Below are 15,179 nucleotides of genomic sequence, written 5' to 3' on the forward strand. Positions count from 1 at the left end.
GAAATCATGGTTGTAAGATTGGCGCTTCTTGGCGCAGGCCGGATCGGCAAGGTGCATGCGCGCGCGATTGCGGAAGACAAGCGCGCGAAACTTGTCGCGGTTGTTGACGCCATGGCAGACGCGGCGCAAGCGATTGCCGACAGCACCGGCTGCAAGGTCAGCACGATAGAGGCCGTCGAAGCCGATGGCGACATCGACGCCGTGATCATTTGTACCCCGACCAACACCCATGCCGACCTCATCGAGCGCTTCGCCACAGCCGGCAAGGCCGTCTTCTGTGAAAAGCCGATCGATCTCGATGCCGCGCGTGCCAAGGCTTGCGTGGAAGTCGTCCGCGAGACCGGCGCCAAGATCATGCTCGGCTTCAACCGACGTTTTGATCCGCATTTCCAAGCTGTGCGCAGGGCGATCGATGACGGCAAGATCGGCACGGTGGAGATGGTGACGATCACCAGCCGCGATCCGGGTCCGCCACCGGCTGAATATATCAAGGTGTCGGGCGGCATCTTCCGCGACATGACCATCCACGACTTCGACATGGCGCGCTTCCTGCTTGGCGAGGAGATCGAGACGGTCATGGCCTCGGGTTCCAACCTCGTCGACCCGAAAATTGGCGAACTCGGCGATTATGACAGCGCAAGCCTGATCCTGACCACGAAGAGCGGCAAGCAGGCCATCATCTCCAACTCGCGGCGCGCGAGCTATGGCTACGACCAGCGCATCGAGGTGCATGGATCGCTCGGCTCCGTAGCCGCCGAAAACCAGCGGCCGGTCTCGATCGAGATTGCCAACAAGGACGGCTACACGCGCCCGCCGCTGCATGATTTCTTCATGACGCGCTACACGGCGGCCTATGCTGCGGAGATCGCTGCCTTCATAGACTGCGTTACGAGCGGAACCGCTGCGTCACCCTCTGCCGAAGATGGTGTGGTTGCCTTGGCCTTGGCGGATGCAGCGCTTCGCGCCGCCAAGGAAGGCGTAGCGGTACGCGTCTCCTACTAGGATTTCGCCTCGCGGACGGAGCCGCGCCAGATCAACTGCGTCCCGAGCCGGTGCGAATGGATCTCGACCGGCCTGTGGTCGCTCAGCCACTCCACCGCCCGCACGGCGATCTCTTCTACCGGCTGCGCAAAGGTCGTCAGTTGGTAGGATGACCATGCTGCCTGCTCAATGTTGTCGAAACCGATGACGCAGAGGTCTTCGGGTACAGCCAACTTGTAGCGGTGGCGCGCGACATCCATCACGCCGCAGGCAATCAGGTCGTTGGCGCAGAAGATGGCGTCCGGCCTGTGTTCCCGCTCCAGCATACGCTCGGCTAGAACGACGCCGCTCTGGTAGGTCGTCGATCCATAGCGCTCGACCGTCACCTCCAGCCCCTTCTCGCGCGCAGCGGCTTGAAATCCGACCTCGCGGGCCATCAGGCTCGGCGTCATCACTTCGGAATTCGCAAAGGCAAAGCTGCGGCAGCCAGCCTCTAGAAAGGCCGACAACGCGCGACGTGCAGCCTCTTGATCATCGAGATTGATCATCAGGGCGCCATCCCGATCCTCATCGCGGTTGATCAACACCAGGCGCTGGCCGCTGCGCAGACAGAGGTCCGTTATTGAGCGATCCGGCATGCCGGAGAGGATGATCGAGGCATCGGCACGGTAGCTGATAGCTTGCTTCAGGGCCTGGTCGACGCTGCTGTCGGAACGATCGGTGTTGATAAGCATTGCGACTTTCGACTGGCTCTGCAGCCGACGGGTGAGCGCCCGCACCAGGCTGGCGCGATACGGCGTATCCATCTCTGACACGATGAGGCAGACGATGCCGCTCTCGTTGCGCATCAAGCCGCGGGCGAGATGATTGACATGGTATCCGAGCTCGTGGGCAGCCTCCGTCACGCGCCGCCGCGTCTCCGCGGAAACGCTGGCACCCGGCGTAAAAGTCCTTGAAACAGCCGATCTCGAGACACCGGCTCGCTCCGCAACTTCCTTCGCGCTGACGTAGATCTTGCGGCTCATCGCCACCTCCCCGCCTGTTCATGCCGCCTTTTGCAAGCCAGTGCAACACAGAGGTTAACCGCGGTCGTTAACAACGGTCGATTGAATCATGTTGACAACCAGAGCCATCACATGGAACGATTGCACACGCTTGCAAAGCGGGTGATGTGGAGGCGTCACCAACAACAGGGAGGAGAACACATGCGTCTTGCACTCATGGCAGCAACTGCGTTTGCGTCGGGTTTGGTGATGAATGCACCGGCATCCCGCGCAGCCGAGGAACTCAATCTTATTTGCTCTGCCGACGTCGTCATCTGCGAGATGCTTCAGCAGATGTTCCAGAAGGAAACTAGCATCCAGGTCAACATGGTGCGACTTTCTTCCGGTGAAACCTATGCGAAGATCCGCGCCGAAGCGCGCAACCCGAAGACTGACGTCTGGTGGGGTGGAACGGGCGACCCGCATCTGCAGGCAGCATCCGAAAACCTGACTTTGGAATACAAGTCGCCCATGCTTCCGGAACTACAGGACTGGGCGCAGAAGCAGGCGGAAGCCTCTGGCTTCAAGACGGTCGGCGTTTATGCCGGCGCTCTTGGCTGGGGCTACAACACCGACATCTTCAAGCAGAAGAACTTCAAGGAGCCGAAGTGCTGGGCTGACCTCTTGGATCCATCGCTGAAGGGCGAAATCCAGATGGCAAACCCGAATTCTTCGGGTACGGCTTACACGGCGCTTGCAACGCTTGTTCAGATCATGGGCGAGGAAAAGGCCTACGAATATCTGAAGAAGCTCAACGACAACATTTCCCAGTACACCAAGTCTGGTTCGGCACCGGTGAAGGCAGCAGCGCGCGGCGAAACGGCCGTGGGTGTCGTCTTCATGCACGATGCTGTTTCGCAGGTGGTTGAAGGCTTCCCCGTCAAGTCTGTCGCACCTTGCGAGGGCACTGGTTACGAAATCGGCTCCATGTCGATCGTCAAGGGCGCCCGTAACATGGAGAATGCCAAGAAATGGTACGACTGGGCTCTGAAGGCTGAGGTTCAGTCGCACATGAAGGACGCCAAGTCCTTCCAGCTCCCGTCGAACTCCAAGGCAGAGGTTCCGAAGGAAGCTCCGAAGTTCGAAGAGATCAAGCTGATCGACTACGACTTCGCCACCTATGGTGATCCCGCAACCCGCAAGAGGCTGCTGGAGCGTTGGGACCGGGAGATCGGGGCAAACGCCAACTAACGTTGTTTCATGGGTACCGCGCCGCCATTCGGTGGCGGCGCGGTACTGATCGTTTCTGCGCCCGAAAGCCCCGAACACCATGAACAATCGCAACCGAAGACTGAACCTCGTGCTGGCGGTAGCCGTGGCAGCTGCGATCCTGCTGCCGTGGTACCGGATCGAACGAGGTTTCTACTCCTTCTCATGGCTCGGGGACTTCCCGCAAACGGATGCGACTGCGCCCGGTATTCTGCAGCTTTTCCTGCATGGCCGCTGGTGGCTCCTTGCGGTATTCGCGGCGCTTGCCGGGGCATTTGCTGCACGGTTTGTCACTGAACCGATGCGGCGTGGACGCCTGCTCGCTTGGGCGGGGGGAATCGGGATCTTCCTGCTTGCCCTTCAGGGATTGGCGATCGGCGCGACCGGCTGGACCTGGACAATCAGCGAGACCCTGTTCGGCCAACTTGCGAACGGGCAGCCTTCCATGGGCGCCGGCGCGGTCGTCACGGCATTCGCCTTCATCCTCATCTTTTCGTTTGGCCTTGCTGAGCAAGGCGTAATGCGCGGTGATGCTTTCGTCGTGTCGATCATCGCGCTGCTGATCTTCCTGGTTGCGATCTTCGTCTTTTACCCGATCGGAAGCATGTTCGTCGGCGCATTCCAGGACTTCGACGGCTCGGTGAACTTCGACGGCTTCACGCGCAGCATCACCGATCCCTCGATTTGGAGCCTTGATTGCGTGATCGGCGGGCAACGCTGCGGTGTCGCCTGGAGAACCTTCTTCCTCGCCATCATGACGGCCGCTGGGTCGACGGCGCTGGGGCTGGCTTTCGCACTCGTTGCCACGCGCACCCGCTTCCCGTTCAAGAAGGGCTTGCGCCTCCTTACCGTCTTGCCGATCATCACCCCGCCCTTTGTGATCGGCCTTGCCCTGACGTTGTTGTTCGGTCGTGCGGGTGTGGTCACCCAAGGCCTTTCCTCTCTCTTTGGCGTCGAGCCCAGCCGCTGGCTGTATGGCCTGACTGGCATCTGGATCGCGCAGGTGCTGTCGTTTACGCCGATCTCCTTCCTGGTTCTGATCGGCGTCGTTGAAGGCGTCAGCCCCTCGATGGAAGAGGCATCGCAGACGCTGCGTGCAAACCGCTGGCGCACCTTCTGGCGAGTGTCGCTTCCTCTCATGAAGCCCGGCATCGCCAACGCTTTCCTGATCGGCTTCATCGAAAGCATGGCGGATTTCGGCAACCCGCTGGTGCTTGGCGGCAGCCACGGGGTGCTGTCGACGGAAATCTTCTTCGCAGTCGTAGGCTCCCAGAACGACCCGGCGCGCGCCGCGGTCCTCGCCATGATCCTGCTCTGCTTCACGCTCTCGGCCTTCCTCGTGCAGCGGCTGTGGCTCGCGGGCAAGAACTTCGCGACCGTCACCGGCAAGGGTGACAGCGGCCAGCACATCTCGCTGCCACGCCCGCTCTCGGTCGCCGTGCACATGGTCGTTATTCCGTGGATGATCTTCACGCTCGTGGTCTACGGCATGATCATCTTCGGCGGCTTCGTCAAAACCTGGGGCCTCGACAACACGCTGACCCTGACCCACTACGCCAAGGCATTCTCCGTTACCATCCGCGACGGCTCCATTGCCTGGACCGGCGTCGCCTGGAACTCCTTCTGGACGACGATGGAGATCGCGCTGATCTCGGCACCCCTCACCGCGATCGTCGGTCTGGCGACTGCTTATGTCATCGTGCGGCAGAAGTTCGTGGGCCGGAATCTGTTTGAGTTCGCGCTGATGATGAGCTTTGCCATCCCCGGCACGGTTATCGGCATCAGCTACATCATGGCCTTCAATCTGCCGCCGCTGGAAATGACCGGCACGGCCTTGATCCTCATCGCCTGCTTCGTGTTCCGGAACATGCCGGTGGGCGTTCGCGGCGGCGTTGCTGCCATGAGCCAGCTCGACAAGAGCCTCGACGAAGCGTCCATCACGCTCCGCGCAAACAGCTTCCGCACCATTACCAAGGTGATCCTTCCGCTGTTGCGCCCGGCTATTACCGCGGCACTGGTCTATTCGTTCGTCCGGGCAATTACTTCCATCAGCGCGGTGATCTTCCTCGTCAGCGCGGAATACAACATGGCCACCTCCTACATCGTCGGCCTCGTCGAGAATGGCGAATACGGCGTAGCGATCGCCTACTCCTCGATGCTGATCGTGGTGATGGTCGTCGTCATCCTGGCCTTCCAGTTGCTTGTCGGCGAACGACGGCTGCGCCGCGAGAACCGTGTTGCCGGCCTTGCGAAACCTGAAGTGCCCGCGTTTTCACAGGAGAAGACCGCATGAATCCCAGTTCGGGCTCCGTCGTATTCCAGAACGTGCGCAAGACCTTCGGGGCGTTCACGGCGATCCATGACCTGACGCTGACGGTCGATCCGGGAACGCTCGTGACGCTGCTCGGGCCATCCGGCTGCGGCAAGACGACGACTTTGCGGATGCTGGCCGGTCTAGAACACCCAACAGCAGGGCGCATCATCATTGGCGGCAAGGATGTCACCATGCTGCCGGCCAACGAGCGCGATGTCTCGATGGTGTTTCAGTCCTACGCGCTGTTTCCGCACATGAACTCGCTGGAAAACGTCGCCTACGGTCTGCAGTCGTCGGGTATGAACAAGAAGGAGGCGCGGCAGAAGGCAGAGCACGGACTGGAACTTGTCGGCCTTGCCGGTCTTGGCAACCGCCTTCCGGCGGAGCTTTCAGGTGGCCAGCAGCAGCGTGTCGCCGTTGCCCGTGCCCTTGTGCTCGAACCGCAGGTCCTGCTTCTCGACGAACCGCTCTCCAACCTCGACGCGCGGCTGCGCCGGCGTGTGCGCACCGAAATCCGCGACTTGCAGCAGCGGCTGCAGTTCACCGCGGTCTATGTGACGCACGACCAGGACGAGGCGCTCGCCGTGTCAGACAAGATCGTGGTGATGAAAGACGGTGAGATCGCCCAGGAAGGGAGCCCGCGCGATCTGTACGAGGCGCCGGCTTCCTCCTTCATCGCGGACTTCATCGGCGAGGCAAATGTCCTGCCCTGCGAAATCATTGATGTTTCGGGCGCTCAGGCGACCGTCTCCATTGAAGGACTTCAGCATGTTGTGCCCGCGCGCGGTGCACGGGCAGGTCGCGGCAAGCTTGCGGTGCGGCCGAGCGCGATAACCCTCGAACCCGCCGATGATGCGGCCTTTGCGGGCCGCATCAGCCACGCGGCCTATCTCGGCGACCACATCGAGTACGAAGCGGAAACAAGCGGCGGAACGCTTTTTGTCGTCGATCCCATGGTGGATCGGCCGCTATCGCCGGGAACACGTGTTTCCATTGGTCTCAAGACACGCGGCATCGCGTTGATCCTTGACTGACCGCCCCATCAGGAAAAACTGACATGACCTCATCAACATCCACGCAGATTCTGGAGCGGCATGCTCTGGCAGAGAAGATCGCACGCGAAGCAGGCGCGGTTGCCTTCGACTATTTCCAGAAACGCGAATCGCTCGTCATAGAGACAAAGGCAGACCCTCAGGATGTCGTTTCGATCGCGGATCGGGACGTGGAGAATATCATTCGCGAGCGCGTGCTGAACGCATTTCCCGACGACGGCTTCCTTGGTGAGGAATACGGTCTTGCGTCGGGCAGTTCCGGTTACACCTGGGTGGTCGATCCGATCGACGGAACAAGCCCGTTCGTCAATGGAATGCCGAACTGGTGTGTATCGATTGCGGTCCTGCATGAGCAGAAGCCGGTTGTCGGCGTCATCCATGTCCCTTGTGCGGATGAGCTATATTCGGCCGCCGAAGGGCAAGGCGCGCGCCTCAACGGGGTCGCTCTCTCGATTGCCGCCCACAAGACGATTCGCAACACGCCGACCGGGATAGGAGCCAATCACCACGTCTCTCCGGAGTTCGTTGGAAAGATTATTTCCGATCTTATGGAGAGCGGCGGAAACTTCCTGCGGCTTGGTTCGGGAGCGCTAATGCTCGCTTACGTCGCAGCCGGTCGCCTTGTTGGGTATTACGAACCTTATATGCACGCTTGGGATTGCCTCGGCGGATACTGCATCGTACAGGAGGCCGGAGGATGGCACCTGCCATTCCCGGTTGAAGGGGAGCGGCTGACCAAGGGAGCGCCCGTGCTAGCAGCCGGACCCGGCGCGGTGGAGGACATCAAACGTATTGCAGGGCTCACGTCGAAGGACGTTGCAGCCGCATAATTCGCATTCGGTCGTGACGTTCGTCGAAACGCGCGACCGCTACAGAGGGATTTTGAATACCTCTGTCATCATGGAAAAGGGAGGAAAACGTCCATGAAAATCGCCTTAGCCTCGGCAATCACTGCCACCACGTCTCTGCTGATGGCGTCCAGCGCCATGGCTGTGACCGAAATTCAGTGGTGGCACGCTATGACCGGCGCCAACAACGAAGTGGTTGAGCAACTTGCCAAGGAGTTCAACGAAGCTCACAAGGACTACAAGATCGTTCCGGTCTTCAAGGGCAGCTATCCTGAAACGCTGAATGCCGGCATTGCTGCATTCCGTGCAAAGCAGCCGCCGACAATCATCCAGGTCTTCGACGTCGGCACCGGCGTTATGATGGGCGCTGAAGGCGCCATCGTTCCGGTTGCAGACGTCCTGACGCAGGGCGGCTTCAAGTTCGACAAGTCGCAGTACCTGCCGGGCATCGTTGCTTATTATTCGAAGCCGGATGGCACCATGCTGTCCTTCCCGTACAACTCGTCTTCGCCGATCATGTACTACAACAAGGACGTCTTCCAGAAGGCTGGCCTCGATGCAGAAAACCCGCCTAAGACTTGGCCGGAAGTCTTTGAAGCAGCCAAGAAGATCAAGACCAGCGGTGCCGCACAGTGCGGCATGACCTCCACTTGGCTCACCTGGATCCAGACCGAAAACTTTGCTGCCTGGAACAACGTGTCCTACGGCAGCAACGAGAACGGCCTGGCCGGCACGGATGTGAAGCTCGCCTTCAACTCCGATATATTCGTGAAGCACTTCGAGTCGATCGCTGCACTCGCCAAGGACGGCACGTTCCGCTACGGCGGTCGTACCTCGGAAGCCAAGCAGCTCTTCACCTCCGGCGAATGCGCTATCCTGACGGAATCCTCCGGCGGTCTCGGCGACATCGTCAAGAGCGGCATGAACTACGGTATCGGCCAGCTTCCTTATTACGAAGGTGAAGGTCGTCCGCAGAACACCACCCCGGGCGGCGCCAGCCTCTGGGTCTTTGCCGGCAAGAGCGATGCCGAATACAAGGGCACCGCTGAGTTCTTCAACTTCCTCTCGCAGACCGAGATCCAGGCTCGCCTGCACCAGGTGTCGGGTTATCTCCCGGTCACGCTCGCTGCCTACGAGGAAACCAAGAAGTCCGGCTTCTATGAAAAGAACCCTGGCCGCGAAACTCCGATCTCGCAAATGATGGGCAAGGCACCGACGGAAAATTCCAAGGGTGTACGTCTGGTCAACCTGCCACAGGTGCGCGACATCTTGAACGAGGAATTCGAAGCCATGCTTGCTGGCAAGCAGGACGCGAAGGCCGCCTTGGACAAGGCTGTCGAACGAGGCAACGCTGCCATCCAGCAGGCGATCGGAAAGTAATCGCCTTGGATCACCCGCGTCTCTGGCGCGGGTGATCCACCCGCATTCCAACGGAGCCTGCCCGTGCAAACAGTCGTCTTTCCCAACAAAATACTTCCCTATTTTCTCGTCGCCCCGCAAATCATCCTGACCGTCGTGTTTTTCTTCTGGCCCGCAAGCCAGGCTTTGTATCAGTCGACGATGCGGGAAGATCCTTTCGGTCTGCAGAGCGCTTTTGTGGGACTGGCGAACTTCTCCGCCATATTCGCAGATCAAAACTATCTGCATTCGCTTCAGGTGACGGTTGTCTTCAGCCTGGCGACTGCGTTGCTTTCCATGGGCGTGGCCTTGCTGCTTGCCACCGCGGCAGACCTTGTTGTTCGCGGCAAGGGCTTCTACCGCACCATGATGATTATCCCCTATGCTGTCGCGCCCGCGGTCGCCGGCATGCTCTGGCTCTTCATGTTCAACCCGGCCATGGGCACCCTCGCCTATCTCCTGAGGCGCAATGGCATCGCATGGGATCCGCTTCTGAACGGTGATCAGGCCATGACCCTTGTGGTTGTTGCCGCAGCCTGGAAGCAGATCAGCTACAATTTCCTCTTCTTCGTCGCCGGCTTGCAGGCCATTCCGAAGTCACTGCTCGAGGCAGCGGCAATTGATGGTGCGCGTGGCATGCGGCGTTTCTGGACGATCGTTTTCCCGCTTTTGGCGCCCACGACCTTCTTCCTGCTCGTCGTCAACACCGTCTACGCCTTCTTCGACACTTTCGGCATCATCCACGCCGTGACAGGCGGCGGCCCGGCCAAGGCGACGGAAACGCTTGTCTATAAGGTCTATAACGACGGTTTCGTGAACCTGAACCTCGGCTCCTCGGCTGCCCAGTCCGTCGTGCTGATGGTGATCGTCATCGCCCTGACCGCCTTCCAGTTCCGCTTTGTCGAGCGGCGCGTTCATTACGGTTGAGGTGGAACAATGATTGAAAACCGCCCACTGGCGACCTTCACGGCACATATGATGCTGATCATCGGCATCATCATCGTCGCCTTCCCGATATACTATACCTTCATCGCCTCCACGGCGACGTCGACGGATATCATCCGCCCACCGCTGGCGTTGGTGCCGGGCGGCCACATGATGGAGAACTACAAGGAGTCGATCTCCGGCGGCGTCGAGCGCGTTGTCGGCGTCAGCCTCGAGCGCCTGCTGTTCAACAGCTTCGTCGTCGCCATGGCGATTGCGATTGGCAAGATCATCATCTCCTTCCTGTCCGCCTTTGCGATCGTCTTCTTCCGCTTCCCGTTCCGCATGATCTTCTTCTGGATGATCTTCGTAACGCTGATGCTGCCGGTCGAGGTGCGCATCCTGCCGACCTACAAGGTCATCGTGGATCTTGGTCTCCTGAACACCTATGCCGGTTTGACGCTGCCGCTAATGGCTTCGGCAACGGCGACCTTCCTGTTTCGGCAGTTCTTCCTCACCATTCCTGGTGAAATGGTCGAGGCCGCCCGGATCGACAATGCAGGACCATTCCGCTTCATGCGGGATATCCTGCTGCCGCTCTCGACCACCAATATCGCGGCGCTGTTCGTGATCCTCTTTATCTACGGCTGGACACAGTATCTTTGGCCGCTGCTCGTGACCGACAGGGCAGAGATGAACACGATCATCATCGGCTTGCGCCGCATGGTCGACTTTGCAGATGCGTCGACCCCCTGGAACTACGTCATGGTGACTGCGATCCTGGCGATCATCCCCCCCGTCATCGTGGTGGTGCTGATGCAGCGCTGGTTCGTCAAAGGATTAGTGGAGACTGAAAAGTAATGGCAACTATCGAACTCAAGGACGTCCGCAAGGTCTATGCCGGCGGCGTCGAGGCGATCAAAGGCGTCTCGCTGGACATCGAAGATGGCGAAATGATCGTTCTCGTTGGCCCCTCGGGCTGCGGAAAGTCGACGCTGCTGCGCATGGTTGCCGGGCTGGAGAGCATCTCGTCTGGCGAGGTGACGATCGCGGGCAAGCGCGTCAACGATCTGGAGCCGGCCGAGCGTGACATCGCGATGGTATTCCAGAACTACGCCCTGTACCCGCATATGACGGTTCGCCAGAACCTTGCCTACGGCTTGAAGAACCGCAACACATCGAAGGACGAGATCGACCGACGGATCACGGAAGCCGCACGTGCGCTGGAAATCGAGCCTTTCCTTGAGCGCAAGCCGCGCCAGCTCTCGGGCGGCCAGCGTCAGCGCGTCGCCATGGGACGTGCGATCGTGCGCAAGCCCGCGGCCTTCCTGTTTGACGAACCTTTGTCGAACCTCGACGCGAAGCTGCGTGTCCAGATGCGGGTGGAAATTCGCCGCCTGCAGCGTTCGCTCGCAACGACCTCGATTTACGTCACGCACGACCAGATGGAAGCGATGACGCTGGCGGATCGGCTTGTCGTGCTGAACGCGGGGCGGATCGAGCAGGTCGGAACGCCGATTGAACTTTACGAAAAGCCGGCGACGACCTTCGTTGCCACCTTCATTGGTTCGCCGTCCATGAACCTGATGAAGCTCGGCAATGGCTCCGGTTGGAATATTCCGGCAGGAGCAGGCCTGCCGCCGCAGGCCGTGACGATCGGCATCCGCCCGGAGGACCTTGTCATTGCCTCGGGAGATATGGCGGGACAGCTTGCCGCAGAGGTTCAGGTTGTCGCCGTCGAACTGGTGGGCGCCGAAAGCTACGTTCATGCGACCACTGCGGATGGCAGCCCGATCGTCTTCCGCGTTGCCGGGCGCTCCGGCATCCAGATCGGCGAGAAGATGACACTGACGGCCGATCCAAGCCGCTTCCATCTCTTTGATAAAGATGGAAAGCGCACTGCCGCTTAATGCTTGTGGGCGAGCGTCTTCAGAAGGCGCTCGTCTTCCGCAACTGCATCGTGTTCCAAGCGGAACCTCGGGGTTGCTCATGTGTTTCTAAGCCAGATCTGGAGGATAACACATGGCGCCGCAGAAAAGCCCAGCAGTTGTAGCACTTGAACAGGAACAGGCAGCGCAAAACCGCCAGCCGGCGGATGCCGAGCTCGACAAGGGCTTGAAGGACACCTTTCCCGCATCCGACCCGGTTTCGACCACACGCACGTCCATTCCCACGGGCGTAGGCCCTGCAGAATCCAACAGTGATGAAAGCCCACGTGTGGCCGAAGCTTTGGCCGCCTCTGGCGATACTGGTTCTTATGCAGGCTCAGCGACCGAAGCATCCGAGGAAGTGCAGGCTCTTCGCCGCGAAGTCGCCCGCCTCCGCGAAAGCGCTGCGGAAATCGGTTATGCTTCCGTGCGGGTAGCGCAGTCTGAAGCGGAGGTCGTGCTGGATGATGTTCGGGACCGGGTTCGGAAGCGCCCGCTGGCAGCCGTGGGCATTGCAGCGCTGATCGGCTACATCTGGGGACTAACCCGATAATAGGCGCGAGATCGCGGAGCCCTGGTTCCGCGATCTTCCCTTCAAAGACGCATCACGGCTCGGTGTAGCCGGCCGCCCGTATCTTGACCACCAGGCCCGTGGGATCTTGGGAGAAAATGAGTGCACCCGACGCGCTCGAGCCCGCTGGCACATAATCGAAAGTCGTCTCAGCACCTTCCACGGTCCCGTCTGCCTTCCTCGCCTCTCCGCGTACATTGACGGCAGCTGCGGTTGTCGTCGAGGTATTGGTAATGTCGAAGCGGATGCGATAGCCGGCGCTCGTCGGCTCCGCAGGCGTGGCCTCGATCCTAAAATCCGGCGGCGCCTGTTCCTTGGTAACCGCGTCGTACCCGACCCAACCGATCAGTCCCAGTACCAGAAGACCGGAAACCACCCCGGTCGCCCATTCGATCCAGTGTGGTTCTTGCGATTCGATACTCGGTTTGGAGGTCTTGGACATGAACAACTCGCTACAGAATAAGACGGGCAGCCGCGGCGCCGATCGCGCCGGGGAATGACAACACGATCGTCGCCATCAGCACCTGCATCATCGCGGTGTCATCAAGCCTCCCGAAGGTCCACAGGACATAGAGGCTGATCACCATCGCGACGACATAGCCAGGAAGCGTGAAGCGGATCAGCGCGTGCCACCACGGCGTATCCGGCGGCAGCTCGTGTGAACCCTTGAACGCTACGGCATAAACAAAGCCATGCATGATGAGGATCGAGACTACTACGCAAGCGAGCGCGTGGAAACCCGACATCTTGTAGGCGATCAGGATGATCTCTTCCGTCGGCGCGACATTGAGGTTGAGGAACAGCGCACCGACCGCCATGAGGAACAGTTCATGACTGTAGCTGGACGACAGGGTTCCGGAGTCAGCCTCGCCTCCCTCGTCTTCCTCATCATCGCTGCCGCTATCGCCCCCGCCTTGCAGTTGGGCGCGGCCGAGCAACGCTCCGATACTGGCCGGCACAGCCTGAATGGCGACCTTCCCCACCACGGCTGATAGAGACAGCTCAAGTCTGAGATCGGCAAAGAGAAGCAGGACGGCTGCGCTGATGAAGATCGCCAGCGCATAGGCGGTCACGGCATCACGCACTGCCTGGAGCCAGCCGGTGGTTTTCTCGAAGCCGATGCGTCGGGCGAGAAGGATGAGAAGCGGAATGTTGACGAGCAGAAGAAGCAGAAGGCGACTTCTATCGATGTAGAAGCCCATCTGCCAGAGTTCCATCGTCATCAGCATGGGAACGCCAAACAGCAGCGCTCCAGCTGCGCCGCGTGCCAGTCCAACTATGAACTGACGAGGATCATCCGTCCCTTGTCCGAAATTGGCTGCAGTCCCCAAGGTTGTCTCCGCCCATAAGCGGAGGCAAACTCCCAACTCGAAGAAATGTTCCCAAGCGTACCGTCGTTCCCTATCGGTCGAATAGGTCTTGCCACTGTTTTTCGCCAATCATGCAATCCGAGGTCGGCTGGTTTGCGACCTTCCGGATGAGCGGGGTCGGGCTGACTCCGCTGATCTCCAGCACCAGTTTTCGCCGCACCGCAGTGGCGAAGTCCTCGATCTTGTGCACCGGGAGCACAAATGATCCCGGCCCGCCTGTCACGCAGTCGGCGTAGTACTTGTCCAGCCCACCTGTTGCTCCGGACGGGCGCAGCATCAGCGCCAGACCATTGATGACGATGCCTGCTTCAATGGCCTTGTCACGCGCGGGGACCACAGGATTGCCGGCGTTGTTTGGTCCGTCGCCCGACACGTCGATCACCTGGCGCATGCCCCTGTAGGGGCCCGACACGATCATGGTTGCGCCTTGTGCGATTGCGGCGGAGATTGACGTGCGGCGTTGCGTATCGATCGGCCGCGCCTCCAGCTTTGCAGCGAAGGCCGCTGCGTCCTGCTCCGTTTCGATCACCGTCCAGTCAACGACCGATCCCGGTACGATGTCGCCAGCCCATTCGAAATAGCTGATCGCGATGCGCCCGACGAGGCCACCTCTGACCGCGTCGATGAACTCTTTATGCCGCAGCGCGTCGAGATAACCCTGCCTCTGGATGCGCGCTTCTTCATAATCCATGGAACGAGAGGTATCGACCGCCAGAACGAGTTCGACATCCACTTCACCGCCAGCTTGTTGTGCAACCATGGGCAATGGCGCTGCAGTCAAGCTGAGGAGCATCGCGAGTGTATTAAGCATGAGCAACCCATCCACTGCGTTCGGTAGCAAACTCTAACACAAGCGAAGGGATGCGCGACTGGCCGCGGCCGCGGCCGCTTCAACTTTCGGTGATGGCAGGCTCCGACGCGGCAGCGATGGCCGGGGGCTGATGCTGCAGGGCTTCAACGAGGCAATCAGCGATCGCCTGCCGCAACGCATAGGTCTTGGCGTTGGTGCGTTTGTGGTCCAAGCATTGTGCTGCCCGGATCAGGCTCATGCCTTGATGAACAACGATATGATGGGCGCGCGTCACCGCCCAATGTTCAAGCTCGTCGTGAGTGGAATGTGTCCGTCCGTCCAAACTAGCCCCCCGCTAATCATTCGCGCCCGTATGCGACTCATTCGCAGACCTGAGACTAGCGCAGTCACAACCATCACAATAGCTTTTCAGAGCTACCACTCGGCTCCGAGGTAAAAAATTCAATAAAATCAATGGGCATCAATTCTTGTGGTTCAATTCTTGGGAGCCTCACTGACATGCGCTTATTTCTTCAGGATCACCCACAAGGCGTGCACGATGCCGGGCAGCCAGCCGAAGAGCGTGAGGAGGATGTTCAGCCAGAAGTGCAGCCCGAGGCCCACCTGCAGGAAGACGCCAAGAGGCGGCAGGAGGAAGGCAAGAAGAATGCGAATGATGTCCAAGATGAGCCTCCAGAGGTCGTGAATCTGGCAGGACAACGTCCACCGCTTGCGATGGTTTCAGGGTTGT

The 15,179-nt window shown here is 59.9% G+C and carries 16 protein-coding genes; 10 read left to right on the plus strand and 6 right to left on the minus strand.

The genetic code is table 11. The features are described from left to right. Positions 1-6 precede the first annotated feature (6 nt). Positions 7-1,002, plus strand: a complete 996-nt coding sequence (iolG, locus tag CYG48_RS21740) for an inositol 2-dehydrogenase (RefSeq protein WP_118852727.1) — start codon at positions 7-9, stop codon at positions 1,000-1,002. On the opposite strand, the gene CYG48_RS21745 is transcribed toward iolG, so the two are convergent. After that, complete coding sequence (locus CYG48_RS21745; RefSeq protein ID WP_118852728.1) at positions 999-2,006, minus strand: LacI family DNA-binding transcriptional regulator; 1,008 nt, start codon at positions 2,004-2,006, stop codon at positions 999-1,001. The genes iolG and CYG48_RS21745 overlap by 4 nt on opposite strands. 180 nt (positions 2,007-2,186) lie before the next feature. Between CYG48_RS21745 and CYG48_RS21750 the strand changes: the two genes are divergently transcribed. The 9 genes from CYG48_RS21750 (at position 2,187) to CYG48_RS21790 (ending at position 12,250) form a co-directional block, all read left to right on the plus strand. Continuing rightward, positions 2,187-3,215: an ABC transporter substrate-binding protein gene (locus CYG48_RS21750; RefSeq protein WP_118852729.1), complete on the plus strand. Its 1,029-nt coding sequence runs from the start codon at positions 2,187-2,189 to the stop codon at positions 3,213-3,215. 79 nt (positions 3,216-3,294) lie between these two features. Next, entirely contained in the window at positions 3,295-5,526 is a 2,232-nt protein-coding gene (locus CYG48_RS21755; protein ID WP_118852730.1) for an ABC transporter permease, read from the plus strand. Continuing rightward, the gene (locus tag CYG48_RS21760; protein ID WP_118852731.1) at positions 5,523-6,581 is read left to right on the plus strand and encodes an ABC transporter ATP-binding protein; all 1,059 of its coding nucleotides are present in this window, start codon (positions 5,523-5,525) and stop codon (positions 6,579-6,581) included. Before CYG48_RS21755 ends, CYG48_RS21760 begins: the two co-directional genes overlap by 4 nt. A 23-nt stretch (positions 6,582-6,604) precedes the next feature. Beyond that, on the plus strand, positions 6,605-7,429 hold the full coding sequence (locus CYG48_RS21765) for an inositol monophosphatase family protein (protein ID WP_118852732.1): 825 nt from the start codon (positions 6,605-6,607) through the stop codon (positions 7,427-7,429). A gap of 93 nt (positions 7,430-7,522) precedes the next feature. After that, entirely contained in the window at positions 7,523-8,827 is a 1,305-nt protein-coding gene (gene ugpB / locus CYG48_RS21770; protein ID WP_118852733.1) for a sn-glycerol-3-phosphate ABC transporter substrate-binding protein UgpB, read from the plus strand. A gap of 63 nt (positions 8,828-8,890) precedes the next feature. Next, positions 8,891-9,772 carry a sn-glycerol-3-phosphate ABC transporter permease UgpA gene (gene ugpA, locus CYG48_RS21775; protein WP_118852734.1) on the plus strand — a complete coding sequence of 294 codons (882 nt, stop codon included), beginning with the start codon at positions 8,891-8,893 and terminating at the stop codon, positions 9,770-9,772. A gap of 9 nt (positions 9,773-9,781) precedes the next feature. Beyond that, the gene (gene ugpE / locus CYG48_RS21780) at positions 9,782-10,630 is read left to right on the plus strand and encodes a sn-glycerol-3-phosphate ABC transporter permease UgpE (protein ID WP_118852735.1); all 849 of its coding nucleotides are present in this window, start codon (positions 9,782-9,784) and stop codon (positions 10,628-10,630) included. Beyond that, the gene (locus CYG48_RS21785) at positions 10,630-11,679 is read left to right on the plus strand and encodes a sn-glycerol-3-phosphate import ATP-binding protein UgpC (protein ID WP_118852736.1); all 1,050 of its coding nucleotides are present in this window, start codon (positions 10,630-10,632) and stop codon (positions 11,677-11,679) included. Before ugpE ends, CYG48_RS21785 begins: the two co-directional genes overlap by 1 nt. Positions 11,680-11,791: 112 nt before the next feature. Next, on the plus strand, positions 11,792-12,250 hold the full coding sequence (locus tag CYG48_RS21790; RefSeq protein WP_118852737.1) for a hypothetical protein: 459 nt from the start codon (positions 11,792-11,794) through the stop codon (positions 12,248-12,250). A gap of 52 nt (positions 12,251-12,302) precedes the next feature. Here the strand turns inward: CYG48_RS21790 and CYG48_RS21795 are convergent, their stop codons facing one another. The 5 genes from CYG48_RS21795 to CYG48_RS21815 form a co-directional block, all read right to left on the minus strand. After that, positions 12,303-12,710, minus strand: a complete 408-nt coding sequence (locus tag CYG48_RS21795) for a TIGR02588 family protein (RefSeq protein ID WP_118852738.1) — start codon at positions 12,708-12,710, stop codon at positions 12,303-12,305. A 10-nt stretch (positions 12,711-12,720) separates the two neighbouring features. Then, a complete protein-coding gene (locus CYG48_RS21800; RefSeq protein ID WP_118852739.1) occupies positions 12,721-13,599 on the minus strand; it encodes a TIGR02587 family membrane protein in 879 nt (292 codons plus the stop codon). A 70-nt stretch (positions 13,600-13,669) separates the two neighbouring features. Beyond that, complete coding sequence (locus CYG48_RS21805; RefSeq protein WP_118852740.1) at positions 13,670-14,449, minus strand: DUF1194 domain-containing protein; 780 nt, start codon at positions 14,447-14,449, stop codon at positions 13,670-13,672. Positions 14,450-14,528: 79 nt separating this feature from the next. Further along, the gene (locus CYG48_RS21810) at positions 14,529-14,771 is read right to left on the minus strand and encodes a hypothetical protein (protein WP_118852741.1); all 243 of its coding nucleotides are present in this window, start codon (positions 14,769-14,771) and stop codon (positions 14,529-14,531) included. Positions 14,772-14,953: 182 nt separating this feature from the next. Further along, entirely contained in the window at positions 14,954-15,112 is a 159-nt protein-coding gene (locus CYG48_RS21815) for a YqaE/Pmp3 family membrane protein (RefSeq protein ID WP_118852742.1), read from the minus strand. Positions 15,113-15,179 lie beyond the last annotated feature (67 nt).

This window comes from Neorhizobium sp. SOG26, from assembly GCF_003491345.1.
Taxonomy (GTDB): Bacteria; Pseudomonadota; Alphaproteobacteria; order Rhizobiales; family Rhizobiaceae; genus Neorhizobium; species Neorhizobium turbinariae.